The organism is Streptomyces sedi, assembly GCF_006335015.1.
GTDB lineage: Bacteria > Actinomycetota > Actinomycetes > Streptomycetales > Streptomycetaceae > Streptomyces > Streptomyces sedi.
This window is the reverse complement of the sequence record NZ_VDGT01000026.1, coordinates 16,669-39,340: the sequence shown is the minus strand read 5'-3', so window position 1 is coordinate 39,340 and position 22,672 is coordinate 16,669. Positions and strand designations below refer to the sequence as shown.

Annotated in this window: 17 protein-coding genes, 1 tRNA gene, 1 pseudogene and 2 CRISPR repeat arrays (1 of these 21 cut by a window edge); of the genes and pseudogenes, 5 read left to right on the top strand and 14 right to left on the bottom strand. The window is 70.3% G+C overall.

Going from position 1 to position 22,672, the window contains the following annotated elements; translation table 11 throughout:
- The first annotated feature begins 28 nt into the window (after positions 1-28).
- Positions 29-1,180, top strand: coding sequence for a sensor histidine kinase (locus tag FH715_RS25445; protein ID WP_246108974.1), 1,152 nt, complete (start codon positions 29-31; stop codon positions 1,178-1,180).
- A complete protein-coding gene (locus tag FH715_RS25440) occupies positions 1,171-1,866 on the top strand; it encodes a response regulator (protein ID WP_170184825.1) in 696 nt (231 codons plus the stop codon). The genes FH715_RS25445 and FH715_RS25440 overlap by 10 nt, the downstream gene beginning before the upstream one ends.
- A 331-nt stretch (positions 1,867-2,197) precedes the next feature.
- On the opposite strand, the gene FH715_RS25435 is transcribed toward FH715_RS25440, so the two are convergent.
- Positions 2,198-2,416, bottom strand: a complete 219-nt coding sequence (locus tag FH715_RS25435) for a hypothetical protein (RefSeq protein ID WP_139649362.1) — start codon at positions 2,414-2,416, stop codon at positions 2,198-2,200.
- A 316-nt stretch (positions 2,417-2,732) separates the two neighbouring features.
- On the opposite strand from FH715_RS25435, the gene FH715_RS25430 reads away from it, so the two are divergent.
- From FH715_RS25430 to FH715_RS25420, 3 genes are read left to right on the top strand one after another with little or no spacing between them, the layout of a single operon-like run.
- Positions 2,733-4,043: a DUF7224 domain-containing protein gene (locus tag FH715_RS25430; RefSeq protein ID WP_139649360.1), complete on the top strand. Its 1,311-nt coding sequence runs from the start codon at positions 2,733-2,735 to the stop codon at positions 4,041-4,043.
- Positions 4,043-4,642 carry a hypothetical protein gene (locus FH715_RS25425; RefSeq protein ID WP_139649359.1) on the top strand — a complete coding sequence of 200 codons (600 nt, stop codon included), beginning with the start codon at positions 4,043-4,045 and terminating at the stop codon, positions 4,640-4,642. Before FH715_RS25430 ends, FH715_RS25425 begins: the two co-directional genes overlap by 1 nt.
- A 6-nt stretch (positions 4,643-4,648) precedes the next feature.
- Entirely contained in the window at positions 4,649-5,383 is a 735-nt protein-coding gene (locus FH715_RS25420; protein ID WP_139649357.1) for an ABC transporter ATP-binding protein, read from the top strand.
- Positions 5,384-6,186: 803 nt separating this feature from the next.
- On the opposite strand, the gene FH715_RS25415 is transcribed toward FH715_RS25420, so the two are convergent.
- From FH715_RS25415 to cas3, 13 genes and pseudogenes are all read right to left on the bottom strand, one after another.
- Positions 6,187-6,384, bottom strand: a complete 198-nt coding sequence (locus FH715_RS25415) for a hypothetical protein (protein WP_139649354.1) — start codon at positions 6,382-6,384, stop codon at positions 6,187-6,189.
- A 1,164-nt stretch (positions 6,385-7,548) separates the two neighbouring features.
- Positions 7,549-7,893, bottom strand: a pseudogene (locus FH715_RS29180) (RHS repeat-associated core domain-containing protein); the annotation flags it as partial.
- 39 nt (positions 7,894-7,932) lie between these two features.
- Positions 7,933-8,100 (bottom strand): hypothetical protein, encoded by a 168-nt coding sequence (locus tag FH715_RS28405; protein WP_170184823.1) that lies wholly within the window; start codon positions 8,098-8,100, stop codon positions 7,933-7,935.
- 61 nt (positions 8,101-8,161) lie between these two features.
- Positions 8,162-8,356 carry an HD domain-containing protein gene (locus FH715_RS28400; protein ID WP_281290781.1) on the bottom strand — a complete coding sequence of 65 codons (195 nt, stop codon included), beginning with the start codon at positions 8,354-8,356 and terminating at the stop codon, positions 8,162-8,164.
- Between the two features lie 249 nt (positions 8,357-8,605).
- Positions 8,606-8,695: transfer RNA gene (locus FH715_RS28395), tRNA-OTHER, on the bottom strand.
- A gap of 2,697 nt (positions 8,696-11,392) precedes the next feature.
- Positions 11,393-12,031: direct repeats of the CRISPR family, unit length 29 nt; unit sequence CGGACCACCTCCGCTCGCGCGGAGAGCAC.
- Positions 12,032-12,049: 18 nt separating this feature from the next.
- Positions 12,050-12,361: a type I-E CRISPR-associated endoribonuclease Cas2e gene (cas2e, locus tag FH715_RS25405; protein WP_139649351.1), complete on the bottom strand. Its 312-nt coding sequence runs from the start codon at positions 12,359-12,361 to the stop codon at positions 12,050-12,052.
- 49 nt (positions 12,362-12,410) lie between these two features.
- Positions 12,411-13,406: a type I-E CRISPR-associated endonuclease Cas1e gene (gene cas1e, locus FH715_RS25400; RefSeq protein ID WP_246108972.1), complete on the bottom strand. Its 996-nt coding sequence runs from the start codon at positions 13,404-13,406 to the stop codon at positions 12,411-12,413.
- Positions 13,403-14,077, bottom strand: coding sequence for a type I-E CRISPR-associated protein Cas6/Cse3/CasE (gene cas6e / locus FH715_RS25395; protein WP_139649349.1), 675 nt, complete (start codon positions 14,075-14,077; stop codon positions 13,403-13,405). Before cas6e ends, cas1e begins: the two co-directional genes overlap by 4 nt.
- On the bottom strand, positions 14,074-14,931 hold the full coding sequence (gene cas5e / locus FH715_RS25390) for a type I-E CRISPR-associated protein Cas5/CasD (protein ID WP_139649347.1): 858 nt from the start codon (positions 14,929-14,931) through the stop codon (positions 14,074-14,076). Before cas5e ends, cas6e begins: the two co-directional genes overlap by 4 nt.
- Entirely contained in the window at positions 14,928-16,145 is a 1,218-nt protein-coding gene (gene cas7e, locus FH715_RS25385) for a type I-E CRISPR-associated protein Cas7/Cse4/CasC (RefSeq protein ID WP_139649453.1), read from the bottom strand. The genes cas5e and cas7e overlap by 4 nt, the downstream gene beginning before the upstream one ends.
- Before the next feature lie 90 nt (positions 16,146-16,235).
- On the bottom strand, positions 16,236-16,919 hold the full coding sequence (gene casB, locus FH715_RS25380; protein WP_246108971.1) for a type I-E CRISPR-associated protein Cse2/CasB: 684 nt from the start codon (positions 16,917-16,919) through the stop codon (positions 16,236-16,238).
- A gap of 104 nt (positions 16,920-17,023) precedes the next feature.
- Entirely contained in the window at positions 17,024-18,646 is a 1,623-nt protein-coding gene (gene casA / locus FH715_RS25375; RefSeq protein ID WP_139649343.1) for a type I-E CRISPR-associated protein Cse1/CasA, read from the bottom strand.
- An 84-nt stretch (positions 18,647-18,730) separates the two neighbouring features.
- On the bottom strand, positions 18,731-21,619 hold the full coding sequence (gene cas3, locus FH715_RS25370) for a CRISPR-associated helicase Cas3' (protein WP_170184821.1): 2,889 nt from the start codon (positions 21,617-21,619) through the stop codon (positions 18,731-18,733).
- Positions 21,620-22,089: 470 nt separating this feature from the next.
- Positions 22,090-22,672: a CRISPR direct-repeat array (repeat unit 29 nt; unit sequence GTGCTCTCCGCGCGAGCGGAGGTGGTCCG); it runs 1,643 nt beyond the window's last position.

Sequence of the window (22,672 nt, the reverse complement as noted above, 5' to 3'; positions counted from 1 at the left end):
TCCCGTACGACCACGGAAAGCGACGCGCGTGCTCGGTGTACTCAACGCGGCCCACGACCGGTGGCGCGTCACCTGGCGTGGCGGGCGTTACCTGCTGGAGAACCTGCTGACCGCGACGGTGACGCTCGCCGCCGCGCCCCTGATGTGCGTTCCGTCGCTGGCGCGGCCCTGGGTCGAGTTCCATCGCCGGCGCGCGGGAAGCCTGTTGGGGCGGCCGGTCGAGCCGCGCCCGCACCCCACCCCGCGCGTCCTGAGGTGGCTCGCGACCCAGCTGGTCACCGGACTGCCGGCGGGCGCCCTCGCGCTGCTCCTCCTGGGCTGTCTGCTCAGCGTTCCCGTCCTCACCGCGTCGTGGTGGGCTCTTCCCACGACGCCGTGGCTGCCCGTGGTCAGCACGCCCCTCACCAGTTGGGGTACCGCGTTGCCCCTGGGCCTGACGAACGTCGTGGTCCTGGCGGCGCTGGCCGCCCTCGTCCTCCCGCCACTCGCCCGAGCCCACGCCCGCTGCTGCCTCGCGGTCCTGGCGGCGTCGCCCGCCGAGCGCCTCGTCGCACGCGTCACCGAACTCAGCAGGACGCGCGCGGACGTCCTCCAGGCGCACAGCGCGGAACTGCGCCGTATCGAGCGGGACCTGCACGACGGGACGCAGGCCCGGCTCGTGGCCATCGCGATGCGGCTCGCGGTGGCCGGCAGAAACCTCCCGCGCGACCCCGAGGGGGCCGCCGTCCTGGTGCGGGACGCCCACGCCGAGACCGAGAACGCGATGACCGAGCTGCGTTCCGTCATCCGCACCATCTACCCCCCGGTACTGGCCGACCAGGGCCTCTCGGGCGCGCTCGGCGCCCTGACCAGCAGGTCGGGGGTGCCGACCCGCATCGACGTCGGCCCGCTCGGTGAGGTTCCCGCGGCGGTCGAAGCCGTCGCCTACTTCGTCGTCACCGAGGCGCTGGCCAACATCGCCCGGCACAGCGGGGCCACCAGCGCGTCCGTGCGCGTGGACCGCCACGGTCCGCTGCTGCGCGCGGAGATCGTCGACGACGGAACCGGCGGGGCGGACGCCACCCGGGGGTCCGGCCTGGACGGAATGCGGCGCCGCGCCGCCGCTCTGGACGGCACCATGGACGTCAACAGCCCTCCGGGCGGGCCAACCGTCATCACCGTGGAGTTGCCGTGCGCGTAGTGATCGCCGAGGACAACGTCCTGCTGTCGTCCGGGCTGAGGCTTCTGCTCGCCTCCGAGGGCTTCGAGGTCGTCACGATCGTGACCGACGGGCCCGGCCTCCTCACCGCCGTCCGGACGCACCGCCCGGACGTCGCCATCGTGGACGTGCGACTGCCCCCGACCTTCCGCGACGAGGGCGTCCGAGCCGCGGTCCAGGCCCGCCGCGACCACCCGGGACTCCCCGTCCTGGTCCTTTCGCAGTACGTGGAACAGGAGTACGCGGGCCGCCTCCTCGCCGACGCCGGGGGCGGCATCGGATACCTGCTCAAGGACCGGGTGAGCCGCGTCGAGGAGTTCACCGACGCACTGCGCCGGGTCGCCGGCGGCGGCACCGCCATGGACCGCGACGTCATCGCGCAACTCCTCGCCGCACGGGGCGACCCCGTCGACGCCCTGACCCCGCGCGAGCGGGAGGTCCTCTCGCTGATGGCCGAGGGGCACGACAACGCGACCATCGCCCGACGGCTCGTCATCACGGACAACGCCGTGCACAAGCACATCGGCAACGTCTTCCACAAACTCGGCCTGTCCGTCGGCGACAGCGGCCACCGCCGCGTGCGCGCCGTCCTGGCCTACCTCCGCCACCACGGCGGCACCGCCCCGGCCCCGGCCCCCACCCCGACGACGGCACGCCTCTCGCCGTGAGCGGGCGTCACGGTGCGGCCCTGGGGCGGCTGCGCCGCCAGATCCTGCCAGGAGGGCTGCGGCGCGGTGACCACACCAGACACAGCAAGATCAACTCACCCGCGACCATCAGCCCCGAGACACTCCATAGCACCCCTGCCGTCTGCGACTGAAACAGAGACATCAAAGGTCCAAGAGGATATCGACCGCATCGACCAACTCATCACTACGATATCCAGTTCTGAGAAACAGCTCCCGGCTACCCAGCGTGCAGCGCACCAGATTCAGCAGCGGATGCCACTTACGAGCATCCTCCGTCGACACAGAGATCTGCACCCTGGACAGCAGCGCTTCAAGTGTCGGTCCACACCACATCCGCGGCTACGCAGATCCGCACGTTCACCACCGAATCATTGAGCACACCCCTGACGGACCGAAAAGTGCGCACCACCATTTCGGCATCTTCGCGCGAACACGCGCTTGTTCTGATCGCATCGCCGTTCACATTCGGCAGCTCTTTAGCCAACTGAAACAGTATCTTGAATCGATCGACGGGCACATCGATCGCCACCCCGCATGGCTCCGCCGTCCCGCGCTGCCGTTCATTTGGGTTCTTCAAAACGCCTGATCCCTCCCATGGCGTAAACGGTGGCTTGGACGGAGGGGCCCGCGCCCGACGACGACCACCGGACCGAACGACGCCCGCGCGCGCTCGCGCCGCGGGTGCCGGGACCGAGGATCTGACGCGGGGTCGCATGTGGATGCCGTGGTGGGACAGCCGTGGACCGGCGAGCAGAAGCAGGGGATGACCGCCGCGTGCCGCGGCGTGTAGCTTCTGTGAAGCGTTGGCCACGCAAGGTGTCATCTCCTCTCACGACCGGACCCTGATGAGACTTCGAACCTGGTTGCGCGCCTCGGCCGCGCTGTGGCTGGCGCCGTTGGCGCTGGCGTTGATCGTGCTGTACTTCTTCGGCGGTTACGTCGCCGACCACCGCCCCGGGGACCCGCGTCTGGGGTACGCGCCGCGCACCGTCTCGTCCGTGCTGCTGAGCGTGTATCCGTTGGTCTACGCGACGGCGGCGGCGCTGGGGGCGTGGGAGAGCGGCCGGCTGCGGCGGGACGGGGTCTGGGCGTTGGGGCCCGCGCGTTCCCGAGTCGGGGTGGTCGTGCGGGAGTTGGCGCCGGTGTGGTTGTTGTCGGGTGTCATGGTCGCGCTGGCCGTCTCGCTCGCCCTGGTGCGCGAGGGGCAGGCGCCGAGCCTGGCGAGTCTGGTGCTGCCGGGGATGGCGTGGCTGGTCTCGGTGGCGCACTCGCTGATCGGTTTCGCGGCCGGGCTGGTGCTGCCCCGGGTGGTGGTGGCGCCGGTGCTCGCGCTGGCGGTGTTCTACGCGGTGGCCGCCGCCTGGTCCTATGAGCCGTTCTGGTTGCGGCACATATCGGGCCAGTATCCGGAGGAGTTGGGCTTCGGGGAGCTGCCGACGCCGGCGTCCGTCGCCGCGCCCGTGCTGTTCGCGGGGGCACTCGCCGTGGGTCTCACTCTGCTGACCACGCCCGTCTGGCGGCCGACGTGGCGGGTGCTGTGCGCGGTGGCCGGCTGCGTCGCGATGTTGGGCGGCACCGTCGGCGCCTACGCGATGGTGCGGGAGTGGGGGCACTCTCCCCCGACCTCCTCCGGTCACGCGCCGGCGAGCTGCGCCGGTGACGCACCCGTCGTGTGTATGCCGGCGGCGACCGCCGAGGACCTGCCCGCCGTGCGCGCCGACATCGACGAAACGCTCCGGCTGCTGGCGGACGCCGGCGTGGCGGTCGAGCCGCCGGCGCGGGTGGAGGACCGGTTGACCGCCTCCGGCGTGCGCGCGGCCGGCACCTGGCGCCTGCCCCTGACCAGTCTGCACGCCGCCGAGACGACCCGGCTGGCCGTCGTCGACACCGTGGTGCTCTTCCCCTGCGCCGAACCGGACGGCACCACCGCGCGCACCGTCATGCTGTGGGCCGCCGGCGTCGCCGGCAGCGCCGACGCCTACCTGCGCCGCCAGCAGGACGAGCTGCCGCTCTACCAGGACGGCGCCCAGGTACTCGCCGACATCGAGCAACGAGCCGCCGCCGTCGACGCGTTGCCGCCCCCGGAGCAGGCCGACTGGTATCGGGAAGCAGTGGCGTCGGCCTGCGCCCCGGGCGAGAACGCGGGGAACGTCTGATGTGGTGGTGGCTGAAGGGACGGCGCGCGTTCTCCGTGCTGGCGTGGGGGCTTGGCGCCTTCGCGGCGGCCGTGGCGGTGCTGGGCGACGCCACCGTCGAACTGCCCTCGATCCTGAGCGGCTCGGCCAACCCCGTGCTCTTCGTGCTGATGGCCCCCATCCCCCTTTGCGCCGCGCTCGAACTCTCCCTCGGCTCCCGGCTGGCCGAGGCGGAGGAGACGGCGACCCGGCGGGTGCGGGCGCTGGACGCGGGGCTCGTCCTCGGCGTCTGCGCCCTCGCCCTGGCCGTCGGCGGCGCGGTCCACCTGCTGACCGGCGACACCTACGCCGTGGCCGCCGGGCGCAACGTCGCCTTCCTCACCGGACTCCTGCTGTGCGCCCGGGTGTTCGTCGGCCAGGCCGCGATCGCCGCCCCCGTGCTGTGGATCTTCGCCGTGATCTTCGCCGGCTTCTCCCGGGGCGGGCACGCGGCGTTCTGGACCGTTCTGCCCGAGCCGAACGGCGACCTGCCCGCGGCCCTCGCCGCCTGCCTCGCCCTGGCCTCGGGCCTCCTCCTGCACGGCACGGTCCGCCCGACCGAGACCCCGTCCCCGAACTGAGGGCCCATGACTCTCCACCTACGCGCCTGCACCTACGCCTACCGCCCCTGGGCCCGCCCGGTACTCAGCAACCTCGACTACCAGCTGCCCCCGGGGGTGACCGTTCTCCTGGGCCCCAACGGCGCCGGCAAGTCCACCCTGCTCCGCCTCGCCGCCGGCGTCACCCGCCCCCGCACCGGAAACGTCCACCTCGGCGACCTCCCCTCACGCGCCCGCGCCTACCGAGGCGCCGTCGCCTGGATGCCGCAGCACATCACCGCCATGACCGCCCTGACCGCACGCGAACAGGTCGCCTACACCGGCTGGTTGAAGGGCATGAACCGCACCGACGCCTGGACCGCCTCCGCCACGGCCCTGGCCAGGGTCGACCTCGCCGACCAGGCCGACACCCGCGCACGACGCCTCTCCGGCGGACAACTCCGCCGCGTCGGCGTCGCCGCCGCACTCGTCCACCAGGCCCGCGTCCTCCTCCTCGACGAACCCACCGCCGGCATGGACCCCCGCCAACGACGCATCTTCCGCGACGTCCTGGCCGCCCTGACCGACGAGGTCACCGTCCTGCTCTCCACCCACGACGTCGCCGACCTCGCCGAGGAGTCCGACCACGTCACCGTCCTGCAAGCCGGACGCATCCGCTACACCGGAACCACCGACGGCTTCCTCGCCCACGCCCCCACCGACGCCACCCCAGGCCGCCGCGCCGAAGCCGCCTACACCGCACTCAGCGAGACCAGCGGCTGAACCACCCACGCCGGCACGGAAGCGACCCGACGGTCAGGAGGTCGGCCCCCGGACGCGAACCCACTCGTGCGGTGGGCGGTGCGGGTCGGACGCCCCGCGGCGCAGGGCGTTAGCCAACGCGGCGATGCGGCGATGCGGCGATGCGGTCGGTGACGTTCTCGCCGGGAGACGAGAGGAGCGAGAAGGAGCCAGCAGGGAGTAGGGCCCGCAGACCGCCGCCAAGCGCGCCGGCCACAGCGTCGCGGCGCTGCTCCACGTCTACACAAGGTTCATCAAGGACACCGACGACGCCGAGAACGCCGAGATTGCCGCCCGACTCGCGGCCTGACACCCAGCGATCGAGGCCCCGTTTCTTTCCACAGACACCCCACACGCGCTGGTCAGCAGGCGAATTCGGGTGTGACAGAAGGGAACATAAGATGCATTCGACCTCGAAGGTCCTGGCGACCAGAAGAGCGACACCTGACTGCGTTCCCGCAGGCCAGGGGTCATTTCTTTGCTGCGGCGGCGCCAGGATTCGAACCGGGAACCAGGCGGGGACAACGTTCGACAACCACACACTCGAAGCTGCTCTACTTCACGGAGAACGGCTCCAGAGAAACGCCCACCTACCCCCAGGGGCACACCACCCGCAACGCAGAACCGTCAAGATGCACTGCTCCGTGTGGCGGATTCGCACCCGCAGGCCGCTGAACCGCTGCCCACCCGATCCCACTTATCCGCACCTCGGACTGACAGCTCAACACCGGGATCCCACTAGTCTCCAGAAACCCAGAGCCGACAGGAATAATACTCAGCAAACTTCAGCTCTTGGGCGCACCCTTCCCGACCATCCTGAGCATGAGCCTCTGCATAACCTCTGCCTGTTGGACCCTGGAGAGCCTGTCCAACCGGGCGTAATCCTTCAGCGAAACGTCAAGCCGATAGCTCTCCTCGGCACCCTTGGGCCACACAAGACAGACATGAGCCGGCTCGGGTGTGGCCTCGTAGAGTATGGCCACGACGGCGCACCATTCACCCTTGCCCGGAGACGGCACATACCCCCGAGCGCGCCTGCTGTAGCCACGCCCCTCCGCCTTCTCGATCAACCGGGCCATTTCCTGCGGATATACACGTCTGGGGCGAGCGGGAACAAGCCAACCGAAAGGCGATGGAACCCGCCGCTCGAAGCGCGTTCGAATGACACCGAATTTCATGTTACTCAACGACCACCTCACCCGACTCCGGGCCCTCGGCGAACGTGCCACGGCCCTACTCAAAACCCGCTGGAAAGCCCTACAACACGTCACCTTCACCCTCACCCTCAGCCGAATCGGGGAAGTCACCCGCGCCTGACCCGTCCTCACCCGCTTCGAACACGGTCGAACTCACCGAGAAAACCTCAGTAGGGGAAGAATCGCAGATTCCACGCAGCCATCAATTGGACTTGCGCTTCCCCAGGGACGCCCTGAGCATGAGCCGCTGCATCGCCTGCACCTGCTCATCACGCGAAAGCAAGTCCAAAAGCGAGAAATCTTGATGAGAGATTCCCAAACGGTAGCTCTCCCGTCCACCATACTGCCAAAAAACGCAGATCCAGGCTGGGTCCGGTGACTCTTCGTACTGAATGGGAGTGATCGCACACCAGGCATCCTGGCTCACCGGAACATATCCGCGTCCGATACGGCTGTCACCTCGCCTCTTCGCCTTCTCGATCAGCTCTGCGATCTCCAGTGGGGTCGCACGCCTGGGGTGGGCAGGAACCGGCCAGCCTACGGGGGATGGGATACGTCGCTCGAAATGCATACGAATGCGTCGGAATCTCACGAAGCGTCGCCCCATCTGTCGCCGAGCACCAGAATCTCCGTGTCGGGCGTAATCCCCGGATGCCGTGGGTTGTTCATCCGTGAGAGCGCCTCGTTGATCCGATGTTTTCCCTGAGAGACCGAGCCCTCCCCCAGCGTGACCACGTGACCGATGCCGTCCGGGGCGTTGATGGCTTCGAGAAGCTGCTCGTCACCCATGCTGCGCATGATCCCCTCCTTCATAGGGTCAGTTCCTATGTCGGGAAGTTCGATCCCTTCCAGATCTCCTAGCCGTGTCGGTGTACGGGCCGCACGCATCTGCTGATCGACAGCTTCCTGTCGGACCCTGTCACCACCGAACCAGGCTCTCATCCGGCCTCGGAAGCCACCGTAGGGCGACAGGCCGAGCGGATCGACGAAGACGTGCGGGTTGTATGGGTACGTGAACGGGTTGGGGGCCGGTTCCAAGCCGAGCGGGTCGGGTGACAGGAAGCGTGCCACCGCCGGGTCGTAGTAGCGGTAGCGGTTGTAGTGGAGTCCCCTTTCGGGGTCGTGGTACTGGCCCGGGAAGCGCAGCGGGGTATACGCGTGGCTTTCGGCCGGCCAAGCCGTGACTCCCCAGAGGGTGGCGCGGGCGCGCCAGGCTATGTCGCCGTTCTCGTCAACGAGTTCGGCGGGCGTCCCGACCTGGTCGGTGACAATGGCGAAGAACCGGCTGTCGAGTTCGGCCCCGGAGAGGGAGTCGACCCGACGGGTCGACCTGACTCAAGACGTGTCCAGCAGCAGGTCCTTCCGTTTGAGCACGCCACCGAAATGCCCGTGGTGACCGCCGAAAAGCTGAGCCACCTGGTGGGCAACGGACCTGCGGCTCATCGCATGTTCCGGGTAGCCGACCTCGGCCAGCAGACCGAGCAGCGCCCAGTAGGTGGCCATCTCGTTCGGAACTCGCGCCGCTTCTCGCTCCCCTGGCTGAAGCGGTAGAACGACTCCCCGCTCATCCGATCGAACGCGGCGGGACCTGCATCTGGAAGGGCGGGGTGATCTTCCCCATGTCGTGCAGGGCCGCCCAGAACGCCGTGACTTCGCGCGCCTCCTCGACCGCGAGACCGAGCGCCGCGGCGATACGGGCCCGCACGGTCCTGCTCACCACGGTGCCCCACAGCGCGCGGTAGACCGCCCCCGTGTCCAGCTATCGGCCCCCGCCTCCGCACGGGCCCGCCGCGCGCAAAGTGTCTCTGCCATGCGTCCTCCCCGCACGAGCGGGGTGTTCGGCGTCCCAGACGAACGGTTCCACGTCGGTCACGGTCACGTCCTCCCGGCGCGAGCGCGGGCAGTCGCGCTGTTCGACCGCCGCCCGTTCGAACACCCCCAGCCCAGCCCCAGCAAAAAGACCCCCCGCCCAGCCGTATTCGCTGGTCAGAGGGCCTCTCTCGCACTGTGGCGGCGCCAGGATTCGAACCTGGGAAGGCTGAGCCGGCAGATTTACAGCGGGCTCAGCCTTCCGGCGCGGCAGGGGCGTTGAGCTGCCGCTTTGCGGTGGCGGTGTGGCAGTTGCCGGGAGTTGGGGAACGCCTGGGGGAGAAGACGTCTTGCCGGCTGGCGCTTGACGGCCTTCGCCGACGGAATCGGCAAGCACCGACGCTGGCCATCGGCCCCCAGCGCCTTCCGCGCCCGCACGAAGACCACGCTGCCTATCGCGAGGAGAAGCCAGAGCCGTTCGAACCATCTCCGCCCGCGCGGAGGGGAGCACTCCTCGTCGCTCAGCCAGTCGTCGGGGTGGTCCGGGCCACCTCCGCCCGCGCGTACAACACTGCGTTTGTTGGGTGACGTTGTCCCGATGCCGCGGACCTCCTCCGCCCGCGCGGAGAGCTCTCACTTCGAGATGTGCTCGATGCCCGGGCCCGCTACCCCCGCCCCTGCCCCCTCATCGGCGGTTACCTCCTTCTCCGCCCCGCCACCGAGATGCCCCGCGCCACCCACTCCGTGAGCGAGACGCCCCTGATAGCCCACCCACCTCACCTGGCTCTGCGCGCAACCGCTGAAGTGAACGTCGGGACGTGCCGTATCTCCTCCGACGTGGCGTGCTGGTGGAGCGTTGGCTCCTCGGGAACGTTCCGCCCTCACGTGTCAGCGGGTGGCGATAACCTCGAACGAACGGTCCCCCAACACCCACGACGAGGCCCCACCATGCCCTCCCCATCTGCGAGACACGCGCTTTCCCCTTCACACACGGCAGGCAAAGGAACGGCAAAGCCCTCCTGATAGCGCAGGTCAAAAAGGGTCCTCCCCGCGCGAGCGGGGGTGTTCCGGTGGTGTCGGTGCGGCAGCGAGCGGCCCGGCCGTCCTCCCCGCGCGAGCGGGGGTGTTCCGATCGAGCAGCTGCGTCGGACCGTCGAAGCGGCGTCCTCCCCGCGCGAGCGGGGGTGTTCCGCACCCCTTCCCCCGGCACGCTCTTCGATCCCCGTCCTCCCCGCGCGAGCGGGGGTGTTCCGTCGGTCTTCTTACCGAGGGTCAGGCTGGCGGTGTCCTCCCCGCGCGAGCGGGGGTGTTCCGCGCGACCAAGCCCTCGTCCACCAGGCGGTGCAGTCCTCCCCGCGCGAGCGGGGGTGTTCCGACACCCTCACCGGCCTCATGACCCTCGCCGAGGTCCTCCCCGCGCGAGCGGGGGTGTTCCGCTGAACGGGGAGACGGCCGCCGCTTCCTCGATGTCCTCCCCGCGCGAGCGGGGGTGTTCCGGCGGCGCTGAGGAAGGCCGCCGAGATCCTGTCGTCCTCCCCGCGCGAGCGGGGGTGTTCCGCCTGGCTACGAGTCGAAGTCCCGGAGAAGGGCGTCCTCCCCGCGCGAGCGGGGGTGTTCCGTTCGACCGGCGCGTGATCCGGGGCCATTCCCGGTCCTCCCCGCGCGAGCGGGGGTGTTCCGGCCGTTCAGGAGGAGGAGCGCCGCACGGCCGGGTCCTCCCCGCGCGAGCGGGGGTGTTCCGCCCCACCAGGGCGCTTCCTGGACCTACGCGGTGTCCTCCCCGCGCGAGCGGGGGTGTTCCGCGACCCCTACTGGGTCGCAGAATTCCTCTATCGTCCTCCCCGCGCGAGCGGGGGTGTTCCGAGGCCAACCGGCTCCTGGAGCGCGGCGCTCCGGTCCTCCCCGCGCGAGCGGGGGTGTTCCGGATCGGAACCATCCACCTCCCCGAATCCCAGGGTCCTCCCCGCGCGAGCGGGGGTGTTCCGTCCTGACGCGGGCGGGCGTCGTAGTGTCTGGCGTCCTCCCCGCGCGAGCGGGGGTGTTCCGTTGTGCAGCGAGACATCCCCGCTGGCCCCAATGTCCTCCCCGCGCGAGCGGGGGTGTTCCGACTCATCAGGTCCTCCCGAGGGCTATCGGTACGTCCTCCCCGCGCGAGCGGGGGTGTTCCGACGTTCACCGGCGGCGCCAGCTGACCACCGACGTCCTCCCCGCGCGAGCGGGGGTGTTCCGCTGACTGTCCGCGCCTTCGGCACCGCCGCGCGGTCCTCCCCGCGCGAGCGGGGGTGTTCCGGGAAACGGACATACTCCGCATCAGGTGATGATGTCCTCCCCGCGCGAGCGGGGGTGTTCCGAGATACGGGACATGAGTCCCCAGCAGCGGCTGGTCCTCCCCGCGCGAGCGGGGGTGTTCCGGTCGACCAGCACCAGCGCTCCGTCGTCCGAGCGTCCTCCCCGCGCGAGCGGGGGTGTTCCGTTGGGTGGTGGCGGCCGCCAGTTGGTGGGCGGGTTCTCCCCGCGCGAGCGGGGGTGTTCCGGCGACACGCCTTCGGGCCATCACTCATAGTTGGTCCTCCCCGCGCGAGCGGGGGCGTTCCGGCGGTTGAGCGGGTGCCCCAGCAGCGTTCCGGGTCCTCCCCGCGCGAGCGGGGGTGTTCCGGGGATGGCGAGCCTGCACCGGACGATCCGTAGGTCCTCCCCGCGCGAGCGGGGGTGTTCCGCAGGAACGGGCCTCACGGGGGAAGGAGTGGACGTCCTCCCCGCGCGAGCGGGGGTGTTCCGCGGGCGTAGTCGCCGGGGCGGTCGGCCCGGGGGTCCTCCCCGCGCGAGCGGGGGTGTTCCGCATCCGAGCCGGCACCTACCGAGGCGGAGCGGGGCCTCCCCGCGCGAGCGGGGTGTTCCCGCGCTGCGGTTGAGGGTGTCGTTGCCGCACCTGTCCCCCCGCGCGCGGAGAGCACCAGATCGGCGGGCTGAAGCGGGAGACGGACGGCGGACCACCTCCACCCGCGCGGAGAGCACTGGGTACCCCATGTCTTGTAAGTCTCATGGGACGGACCACCTCCGCTCGCGCGGAGAGCACGCTTGCGTGAGTCGCAGAGATCTCTCCTCCACCGGACCACCTCCGCTCGCGCGGAGAGCACGCACGCTGCGACAGCCAAGGCGCCACCACGCGCGGACCACCTCCGCTCGCGCGGAGAGCACGCCCCCAAGGCTGTGGCGAGGCGATCGATCGTCGGACCACCTCCGCTCGCGCGGAGAGCACGTGGGCGATGATGGTGGATTTGCCGGATCCTCCGGACCACCTCCGCTCGCGCGGAGAGCACCAGGTCGTCCGTCGGCACGCGGATGCCGGTCTCGGACCACCTCCGCTCGCGCGGAGAGCACATCCACATGCCCGCCTCCCACGAATTGCTCGCCGGACCACCTCCGCTCGCGCGGAGAGCACAGGGGCAGGAGGCGCAGGAGGCCGCTGTGCGACGGACCACCTCCGCTCGCGCGGAGAGCACAAGTCGATATCGGCCAGCGCGTGTAGGACCGCCGGACCACCTCCGCTCGCGCGGAGAGCACGACCGCGTCCGCCCACACCCCGTAGAGCAGGTCGGACCACCTCCGCTCGCGCGGAGAGCACCCTTCGCGACCTGCGACGTCAGAACGGCTTTGCCGTTTCTTGACGCTCCTTCCGGAAGCCGATCAGCGTCAACCCGTCGAAGTCCAGCGGGTGTCGGCGACGCGTTCCCGCCGTGCGCAGCGTGAAACCCTGTTCGTTGGCGTCGGGGTAGGCGAGGACCGCCGTGCCGCCGGCGATGCTGGCGCTGACCGAGGTCCACAGCTCGTCGCGGACGCGGGCCGAGACCGTGCCGACGTAGAGCTGCGGGGTCACCTCCAGCAGCCAGCGGCTGAGGGCGCCGCGAAGGTGGTCGGGGACCGCCGTCGCCGAGATCACGATCATGGATGCCACGGAGACGGCCCTCCTTCCGGCCCGGGAACCGGTGCCCCGCCACCGGGGCTCACGTCGCCAACCCGTGGTTGATCCCGCCGGGGATGGCGCCCGCGATCGGGTCCCAGAGGTCGACAAGCTGCTCGTCCGGGTCCTCGGCCTCGTACTCCCCCGACGGGTCCAGCAGTTGCTGGATGTCCGCGACGACGCGCGGCAGCAGCTTGAACAGCCGCAGCCCGTCGCGGAAGGAGCGGCGGGCCTGGGCCTCGGGGTTCGTCGACGCGTGGAGCGAGAACGCCAGCGGGATCGTGAGCTGCGCCTTGTACAGGTCGGCCACGTCGTAGACGAACGCCTGCTGATTGCCGCTGTGGACGTAACCGAGCGCCGGGGAGCAGCCGAGCGCGACGATCGCCGCGTGGACGATCCCGTACAGGCAGGTGTTGGCCGCCGAGAGCGCGAGGTTCACCGGGTCCTGGTCCTCCCAAGACTCCGGGTCGTAGTTGCGGCGGAAGCGGCCGATCTTGTACTGCTTCGCGAGGAGTTGGTAGTGCGCCTTGACCCGCGCGCCCTCGAACCCGCGCAGTTGGAAGAGCGAGGCGTCGGCCGGGGCCGTTCCGCTCCCGAAGCGCTTCGCGTACATCGCGCGGGCGACGCCCAGGCGTTGTTCGTCGTTCGCCCAGGATCGGGCCTGGCGCTCCAGCCAGTGGGTGGTGAGGGAGTCCGGCAGCGTCGCCGCGTAGCAGCGGACGCCGCCCGAGCCCACGACCAGCACGGTGGTCCCGTGGCGGGCCAGGGTGGACAGGGCCCGGGCGGTGACGGACGTACCGGGGCCGAGCAGCACGCAACTCAGCGCGGCCGTCGGCAGGTAGACGGTCTCGGTGCCGTGGCGTGCGCTGGTGATCTCGGCGCAGACGCCGGTGTCGTCCTGCTGCACGCGCACGACGTCGAGGTACAGGAACGACAGGGAGTCGGCGACGCGGGGCAGCATCGCGACGGTGGGTGCGGCCAGCCGGCGCCGCGCCTGGCCGGGAGTCTGACCGGGGTCGCGCGGTGGGGTGGCGGTCATCCGACGCTCCCGGCGGGCGCGACGGTCAGCAGGCCGCAGCCGTAGGACTTGGCGCGCCCGACGCCGGCGACGATGTGCTGCCGCAGCTGGTCCGCGTCAGTGACGACGGCGGTACCGTCGAACTGGGTGCGGTGGTGCCGCATGTGCTGCTTCGCGGCCTCGCCCGAGGTGCCGCGCGGGCCGCGCACCGTGTCGACCGGGTGGGAGAGCACGCTTTCGACCTCCAGGCCGGCCGCGGTTGCCTTGCGTTGCCACCACTCGTCGGCGACCCGCCCGCTCAGCGGCACGACGGCCTTCAGCTGGTACAGCTCGCGGGTGGTCGCGCCGGGGCGGCGCACGGCGTTCGCCACGCAACGGTAGCGAATCCGGCGTCCCGGCTTGAGCGCGTCGAGCAGCGGGTCGAGGGGCCTGCTCCGCAACGCGCCGTAGCCCTCGGGCAGGCGGGCGGAGTCGGGCTCGTGGGCGCTCTGGATCAGGACGGCGTACCCCTGGGGCGCGTCCTCGACGCGGAACAGCACGCCGAACTGGGCGCGCGCGTCGTCGCCCTCGGTCTCCGGGAAGAGGGACATCACGCGTCGATGCAGGTTGATCGCCGCTTTGCTGCTCCCCAGGTCGGCTTGGACCGCGCGGGAAAGCGGGTTGAGCATGAGTCGGCTGAGCCAGACGGTCACGGGGTCATCCCCTCCTCGGACGGCACCCGATGCTCCGCCAGGTGCTTCTCCAGCGCGGCGAGGTAGGGGGCGCCGAGCCCGGCGAACCGTTCCTCGGGAACGGCGACGGTGCGGCGGTAGAGCGGGCGCACCCGGTAGGTCCGCCGCTTCGGGTGAAAGGAACGGGGGTCGTCGTTGATCGTGCTGGTCGGCCGCGCGGACTCGTCGGCCGGAGAGGACTCCCACTCCTCGGGCACCGGCAGCGCGTCCAGGGGCTCGTCGGAAAGGAAGACGAGGTGCGAAGGACCGGCGCCCTTGGCACGTTCGGCCGAGACCGGCAGCCCGACCAGCTCCTCCAGCGCCCGGTCGCTCCGCGCCAGCAGCACAGGACCCTCGGGCGGGCAGGAGCGCCGACCGAGGTAGAACGGCCAGCGTGGCTCGCGGAGTGCCTCGGCGTACCGGTCCAGGGCCTCCGCGTCCGGCCCGCCGAGGGTGCTCGTCAGCGCGACGGTGAACGCCGCGTCGGCGAGGTAGTCGCGGTGGCTGAGCAGCGTGGCGGTCGCGCCGCCACGCTTCTTGCCCTCGGCGGTGGTGACGGTGTCGCGGTTCGGCAGGCCGCCTCCCACCGTGTGCAGGTCGGTCGTCATCACGCCCGGCCGGTCCTCGCGCACGGTCAGCGAGAGGGCGGTCAGGTCGTCCAGCGGCTCGCCACGCTTGCGGCCGAGCGCGGCGGCGAGCATCCCAATGACGCCGGAACGGGTCGGGAACCTTGCGGTGTCCCGCTCGGTGAAGTGGCTCTTCTCGCCCCAGGACTGGAGCGGACCGGCCAGCCGCAGCAGCAGACCGGGCCGGTCTTCGGCTTCCGAACTGGTCACGAGGAGACCTCGCCGGTCTTCTCGCCCAGGGCACCGAGCAGCGTGGCCTCCACCAGCTCCTCGATGCCGTCGTACCGGTCCCCCACGTGCTTCGCGTCCTCGTGCCCGATGCTGGTCCAGCCGGAGGTCAGCAGCCGACGGCTGCCCAGCATCTTGTTGGCCTGCGCCGCGTAGGCCGTCAGCCGGGCGACGGAGGGCTCCTCGAAGCCCTGACCGCGCGAGGACGTCACCGGCTTCTCGAAGGCGGCGGCGAAGGAGAGCGGCCGGTCGGCGCGGACGGCGAGATGGATGAGCCCGGGAGGGGTGTACGGGGCGGTGGAGTTCTTCTTGGCACCGGGCAACGACTCGACGAACGTCGCGAGGAACGCACCGGTCAGCTCGCGCACGCTCGCGGGGTCGTCGCCGAGGTTGCCCGCCAGCTCCTCCAGATCAAGGGTGGCGAAACGGTAGAACGTGCCGGCGCTGTACTGGCCGTGCCCCATGTGACCGCTGCCGGTGGCGTCGTTCCACTCCTGGCTGATGTCGTCCACGGCCGAGAAGTAGTCGAACTCCACGTCGGTCTCGTGGGTGGTCATCGCGTGCGCGACCTGAACGGCCCCGTCCACGCCGGCGTCGTCGACCTCGGCGAGCATCCGGCCGAAGAGGTTGATCACACCGTTGCGCGCTTTCAGCACACCGTCGATCGCCGCCTGGGGCAGCACGCTCTTGTCGGCAGGCTTCTTGATGTCCTTGGCGGACTCCAGCTTCTCGCGGTGCTCCTCGGCGATGTCCGCCAGCTCCCGCACGGCGGTCTCCGGGACGTACACCAGCGCGTTGGTGAACACCTTGTTGGGGACGACCGTCTTGGTGTCCTTCTTCGCCGTACCGCCCTCCGCTCCCTCCCTCGGCTTCTCCTTCGCCAGCTCGAACTTGATGCTGCTGCCGGCGGCCACGTGGGCGCCGGCGCGCTCGGCGAGGGGCAGCGGCCAGCCACGCGCCTCCGCCAACTCGCGCGTGACGCGCTCGCCGATCCGGCGTGTGCGAAGGGCTCGTTCGCCGATCTCCTCCTGGAACTTCTCCCGCGCCGCGCGCTTCCAGGACTGGCTACTCACCCGTGTGCGCTGGGCGTTGCCGTACTGAACGGTCTTCACCGAATTCGTATCGTCCCTGTTCAGATTGGCGAAGGGGACCGACTGAATCACGTGAATGTCGATGAAACGGGCAGGACGAGGCATTGCGGACACGGTCTTCTCCATGCTGCTGTTGATGGCTTCGAAAGGTCTGGAAGGCGGGCACCGGGTGCGAGCCAGGGGCGTCGGGCCGGACTATGCCGGGGGCTCTTCGGGGGAGTTCCCCGGGGTCTCCCCGTCCCCGCCGGCCTGGTGCGCGTCGCGGTGACGCCGGCGGTAGAAGTCCTGGAGCCAGCGCCGGGCGATGCGCCCGGAATGGTCCGGCCAGGCGATGAGGTCGGCCAGCAGCTGGGCCCAGTCGACGGGAACGTCGAGCTGGCGGAGATAGAGAACGGACGCGGGCAGGCTCCGGTGGATGCCGTTGGTGCCCTGCCGGGTGAGCATGTTCAAACGGCTCTCCGCCGCGCTCTCCCTCATCTCCCCGTCCCTGCCGGGGGCTTCCGCCACGGCCTCGGCGAAGGCGCTGCCCAGGCTGGGTCCCCAACGCTCGGGTTCCTCGGGCTCGGCCGGCGCAGCGGACTCGGCCTCGTCGCCGGCGCCGGTGGAGCCGGGGCCGCTGTCGGGGCGCTCGGCGTTCGCTCCCTCCGGGGCCTCGTCCTCGTCGTCCTCGTCCTGCGCGGCCCGGGGACGGGAAGCGATCAACGCGGCGACGGTGAAGTAGGCCCGCTGGGTGGCGTCGGGGGCGTTCTCCGGGAGCCATGGGGCGATGTAGCGGTTCATCGCGAAGGTGGCGCGGTTGTTGATGTTCTGCCGTAGCCCGGCTCGGAGCGCGACCCGGGCGCCCGGATTCTCAGAACAGGTGCGGTCGATCCAGTTCACGTACGCGACGAGCCTCTGACGGTGCTTCGCCGCCCGATCGAGCTTTGGCGACTCGGTGGTGGTCAAGGTCTGTCTCCCCTCCATCTTGATCTTGTGGGTCCCGCTCAGCTCCTGTCGGCTGTCAGCCCCTGCGTCGGTCTGTTCCCGGAAGGCAGCCGCAGTCCGACACGTGCCTCGAACACCGCCTTGGCGCCCCGTTGGCTCCCCGTGACGCTGCGCGTGACCTCGTCGTAGGCGTTCTCCGCGAGCCGGAGAAAGGCCCTACGGGCGCCCTCGAAGTCGAAGCCCGTATCGATCCGTGCGGGATCGCGGCTCAACTCCCGAAAGACGGCCCAGAACTGGTCCTCCGCCGCGGGCCAGTACCGGGCCTTGGCAGGCGTCGTCCACGCGTCCGCGTCGCCCTTGGGATCGTCCATGTACGTCTTCCAGGCCCGCTTCAGCGCCCGGTCCATACGGAAGCCGTAACGCTCGCCCAACTCCTTCAGCTCGGCGACGGGGTAAGCGATCTGCGGGAGCCTCTCCTCCACGAATCCGAGAACCGGCGGCGTGGAGCCGTCGACGAACTGCGTGTCCTTGGCCTGGCCGTCCTGCTCAAATCCGAGGGCGCGTACCCGGAGTTCGACCTCCTCGGGCATCTCGGCGGCCGAGTCGAACACCTTCGGCCGCTTGGCCCGAGCCGAACCCCCCGGCTCAGCGAGCAGCAACGCGTCCAGGTCTCGCCAGAGCGCGCGCCGCGAGTCCGCCGGGCGCGGGTAGCGGTTGCCCTGCTGGCTGATCTGCCAGATGAGGAAGTCGTCGTCCCTCGCCATGCGTCCCGCCCGGTTTCCCCAGGTGATGTACGCGTCGCGCACCAGGGTGGGCGTGCCGTGGTCGTCGCGCGAGTCGTCGTCCGGTACGAGCAGCAGCGCGTGCTGGGAGCGGCAGGTCAGCCGGGAGCAGGGCCCCACCGGCTCCCTCGGCACCGCGGCGGGGTCCGGCAGCTCCGCCAACTCCCAAGGGCAGTAGTCCTCGTCGAGCCGGTCGCGCGGGTCAGGCGGCACGAGCCCGGCCAGCAGCGTCTCGAAGAGCGTCTCCCCCTCCGGGTGGTACGACAGAGCGGTCCGAAGCGGGCCCGCCGTCGCGCTGGCGGTCTTCTCCCCGTCCACCTCTCGGGCGGAGCACCGCCCTGAGGGCCCCCAGTAGTGCCACACCAGCAGGTTGAGAACGGCCTCCGAAACCGTCGGCAGATCCGGCTTCGCGTCCGAGTTGTGGCGGAACCAGGCATGGTTGTTGCCCGCGGGCCGCGTCACGACCAGCTTGTTGACCCCGGCGGTTTTGGCCGGGTCGCACTGCTTCTCCAGCCTCGGGTCCTGCATCCACGGACGTCCCCCCTCGGGGTCGAACGCGAGGAAGCGGTGCGCATAGCGGTCGGCGTACTCCGCGATCCCGTCGACCGGCAGCCGACCGTCCTCCCACACCTGTTGACGCCGGTCGGCCCAGTCGTCCTCCGAGGTGTCCACCCTGTCGAGGCCGGTGACACGCACGGTCAGCGCGTACAGCACCCGCAACAGCGCGGAGTGCGCCGGCGGGTCCACCACGGCCAACCCCGCGATCTCATGGGCACGGCGCAACAGCTCGGCGAACCCGACGTGTTCGGGTAGGTCATCCGTCGCGGAACCCTCCGCGGGTGGGACCCAACGCACGGGAATCCAAGGGGCGTTGAGCAGGCTGTATCTGCCCGGGGACATCGTTTTCTCCTCATGAAGGTGGCGGGTTCCAGAACTCCGACGACGGGGGACGGGCGACGGCGGATGCGTAGGCACTGCCGTCGCTCAACCACTCAGCTCAAGCCCGACGTGCGAGCTGGAGAGAACGCCGCTCCCGACCTCAACGCTCCAGACGCCGCCTGCGGCGGACGACGTCATGGGGAGCAGTACCAACTCCCGAAGCAGCGCCTGCTTCTCCCAGCTCTCCGGCCGTTTCTTCAGGCCGTCCGCCTCGCGCGCCCACTTGCCCGGGACCGGGGTCACGAACCGTATGAGCTGACGCACCGAGTCGCGCGATGGCCGCTTGTCCCAGTCGCGTGGCAGGGGAACCGTCCCTTCCCGGTCCAGGGTGAAGCGGTCCGGCGACTGCTTGTAGAGGCAGAGCACCCGGCCGGTGTCCGCGCCGAGGCGGGTGGTCAGAAGATCCTCCGTGACGCCCAAGTCCCGCTTGCTCAGCCGGCCGAGATCGCCATACACGCCGTCGGGCGAGACCACGTCGACCGTCGCCGCCATGCTCTTCTCGACCATCTCGCGGGCGCTCCGATCGAGATCCATTCCCTTGAGTTCGCTCCGCGCCGCCTCATCCAGCCCATGCGTGAAATCCTCCGCGTACACCTCGTCGACGAGGTGCTGAACGTCGTCGGGTACGGCGATCCGGCCGTCGGGGAGCTGGTCGAGCAGGGTCACCGTGCGGACCAGCAGGCTCGGGTCGTAGACCGCGGTCATCGCGCCGGGGAGTCCCGAGGCGCTGGTGCTGCCGGCCGGGGCCAGAACCACCAGAGGTGGGCGGTCCTCGTCGGCGAGCCAAGTGGGCCGGCCGGACCGCCCTCGGGCGTGGCGGCAGCAGCGGCCGGCGCGTTGCAGGAGCTGGGCCAACGGCGCCAGATCGCTGACGACGAGGTCGAAGTCCAGATCGAGCGACTGCTCGACGACCTGGGTGGCCACCAGGATCGAGCCCGGCCGGGCTTCCACCGGGGAGTCGCCCTGGTCGGTGCGGAGCTTGCCGTAGGCCGCTTCGCACTCCTCGCTGATTCGTTGGCGCTCGTGGGCGGGGAAGCGTGAGTGCAGCAGGCGGATGCCGCCGTCCCGTTCCGCCAGTTCGGGAAACGCCCCGCACAGGTCGCGATACGTCTGCTGCGCTTCGGCGACGGTCGTGCAGCAGACCAGCGCGGTGCCGCCCTCAGCCGAGATCGGGGCGAGTACCTCGCGAAGGACCGCCCGACGCCCGCCCTGCCGGGTGGGGTTGAGGTGCGGCTCCCTGACGTCCCAGGCGACCATCCGGAGATCGACGTCGAGGGTTCGACCACGCAGCGTTCCCGTGGGCCGTGGCTTCGTGACCTGACCCGTTCGCACGTCCGCGAACAGCCAGCCCGGGTAACAGGGTTCGAACTCCAGCGGTTCCGTGAAGCCGGCGCCCCGGCGATAGGCCTCCACGAGGGAGCCGGCGGCCTGCCCGGTGAGTGTCGCCGAGAGAAGCACGACCGGCGTCCTCATCGCTCCGAGCCATTCGAGAAGGCGCACCAGATGCTGCTGCATCCAGGGCCCGTAGGCGTGCGCCTCGTCAACGATGAAGACCTTCTCCGACAGCCCGAAGAGCCGGAGCGCGTTGTGCTTGACGGGCAGCATCGCCGCCAGGGCCTGGTCGATGGTCCCGGCACCGAGAGACGCCAGGATCGGCCGCCTGGCGCCACGCAACCAGCCGTCGGACTCGATGACCGTGGCCAGCGTCGCGCTGACCTCCCCCAACTCGGTCGGGGCGTCGACCCCATCCGGCTCGTCGGCGGGGTCGTCGGCGTAGACGGGGCTGAGCCACGCCATGGAGTGGAGGAGGGTGAGCGCGCGTTCGCCCGACAGCGCGGCCTTGGCGTACTTCCGCACGCGAGGGAACATCCCGTCGGCCGTCGCCATCGTGGGCAACGCGAAGTACAGGCCCCGGGCGTCAGCGGCGCGCCCCAGGACGGACGCGGCGAACAGAGCGGCCTCCGTCTTCCCGTCCCCGGTGGGCGCGGTCACCAGAACGAGCCCCGGTCCCCGTTCCTCGACCAACGCCGGCAACTGCTCGACGATGTCCCGCTGGAGAGGGTTCGGCGAGAAGGGGAAGACCGCGTCGAAGCTTCGTTCGTCGAAGCGCGCTCGGCCGAGGCGACTTCTGCCGACGGCGTCCTCGGCCTGGAGAACGGCACGCGCGAAGTGCGCGTCCAACTGCTCCGGCGTGCCGGCCCAGTCGGGTGGGGGGAGAAGTGCGCGGACGCTCGATGTCTGGCTGGCCAACCAGTCGGAAACGACCACGAGCCCGGCGACGACGACGGCCAACTCGGCTGGCAGCCCTGCGGTAGGGACTGCGTCGGCCCCGAGGACCCGCCGCACTTCGCGAAGGTGGGCGCGTCGTTGCTCGCGCCAGCCCTCCTCACCCAACGCAGGTCGGCGCCGGCTGTCCAGCAGCAGATCCTTCCGCTGGATCACGCCACCGAAATGCCCGTGGTGACCGCCGAGAAGCTGAGCCACCTGGTGGGCAACGGACCTGCGGCTCATCGTGTGCTCCGGGTAGCCGATCTCGGTCAGCAGACCGACCAGCGCCCAGTGGGTGGCCATCTCGTGCCGGAACTCGCGCCGCTTCTCGATCCCCGGACTGAAGCGGTAGAACGACTCCCCGCTCAGTCGGCCGAACGCGGCCGGGACCTGGGCTTGGAACGGTGGGGTGATCTTCCCGAGGTCGTGCAAGGCAGCCCAGAACGCCGTGACTTCGCGCGCCTCCTCAATCGTGAGACCGAGCGCCGCGGCGATACGGGCCCGCATGGTCTCGCCCAACACGGTCCCCCACAGCACGCGGTAGACCGCCCCCGTATCCAGCAGGTGACACACCACGGGGTATGGCCTGTCCAGACCGTGCTCCTTGCCCCACAGCCGGGAGTCCAGCGCTGCGCACGTCGCCACTCTGAGTCGCTCGTCAGTCACGGGGGTATCGAAGCAAGCCCCACTGACAATCGAGCCCTACGAAGCGGGTTCCGGACGCCTACGGGGGCTCGACAGCGACTAACTTCCGGCCATACACGGAAAGATCACCATGCGGCCGTCACCACCTGAACGATCACACGGACTCTTAGTGACCAGCCGTGAAGTGCCCAATCGCTGCGAACGAGCGCCGGAGGCGGTGTTCACCACCGTCGTTTTCGAGACAAACGCCAGGGAAAATCGACTCCTGCCGCTCACGTCCAGAAAACATCCCTATCGCACGGTCGTTGCCGTATAGCCCCCGTGTACGACAGGCCTCGCCGACGACGCACGCCACCCACACTTTGGAACCCGGCACGGCGCATCAAACGGCGCCTAGACTCACGGGCATGAGTAGCAGGACCGACCAGAGGCGTGCGGTCGCCGACGGTAAAGGAATGGCAAACCGCCTCTAACGCCGCAGGTCAAAAAGGGTGCTCTCCGCGCGAGCGGAGGTGGTCCGGCCGCGAGATGGCGCACAGCATGGCCCAGAACGTGCTCTCCGCGCGAGCGGAGGTGGTCCGTCCGGAGCCACGGCCGCCGGCTACCGGGGCGTGTGCTCTCCGCGCGAGCGGAGGTGGTCCGTTGGTGGGCTTCGCCACGGTCGCCGGCAACAAGTGCTCTCCGCGCGAGCGGAGGTGGTCCGGGTCCCTGCTTCCCGCTCTGTCGCAGATGTTCGTGCTCTCCGCGCGAGCGGAGGTGGTCCTTGGCCGCGTTGGGCAGGATGCCGCGCATGGCCGTGCTCTCCGCGCGAGCAGAGGTGGTCCGTCGGCACCAGGCACCAAATCCAGTGCGTTTCCGTGCTCTCCGCGCGAGCGGAGGTGGTCCGTAGCTGGTTGACGCACTGAGTGGCTTCTCCTCGTGCTCTCCGCGCGAGCGGAGGTGGTCCGGCGCCGTCGCTGGCGGCGTCGGTGATGGTGATGTGCTCTCCGCGCGAGCGGAGGTGGTCCGAGGAAGGGGGCGCCGAGCATTACTCGGCGCCCGTGCTCTCCGCGCGAGCGGAGGTGGTCCGCCCGG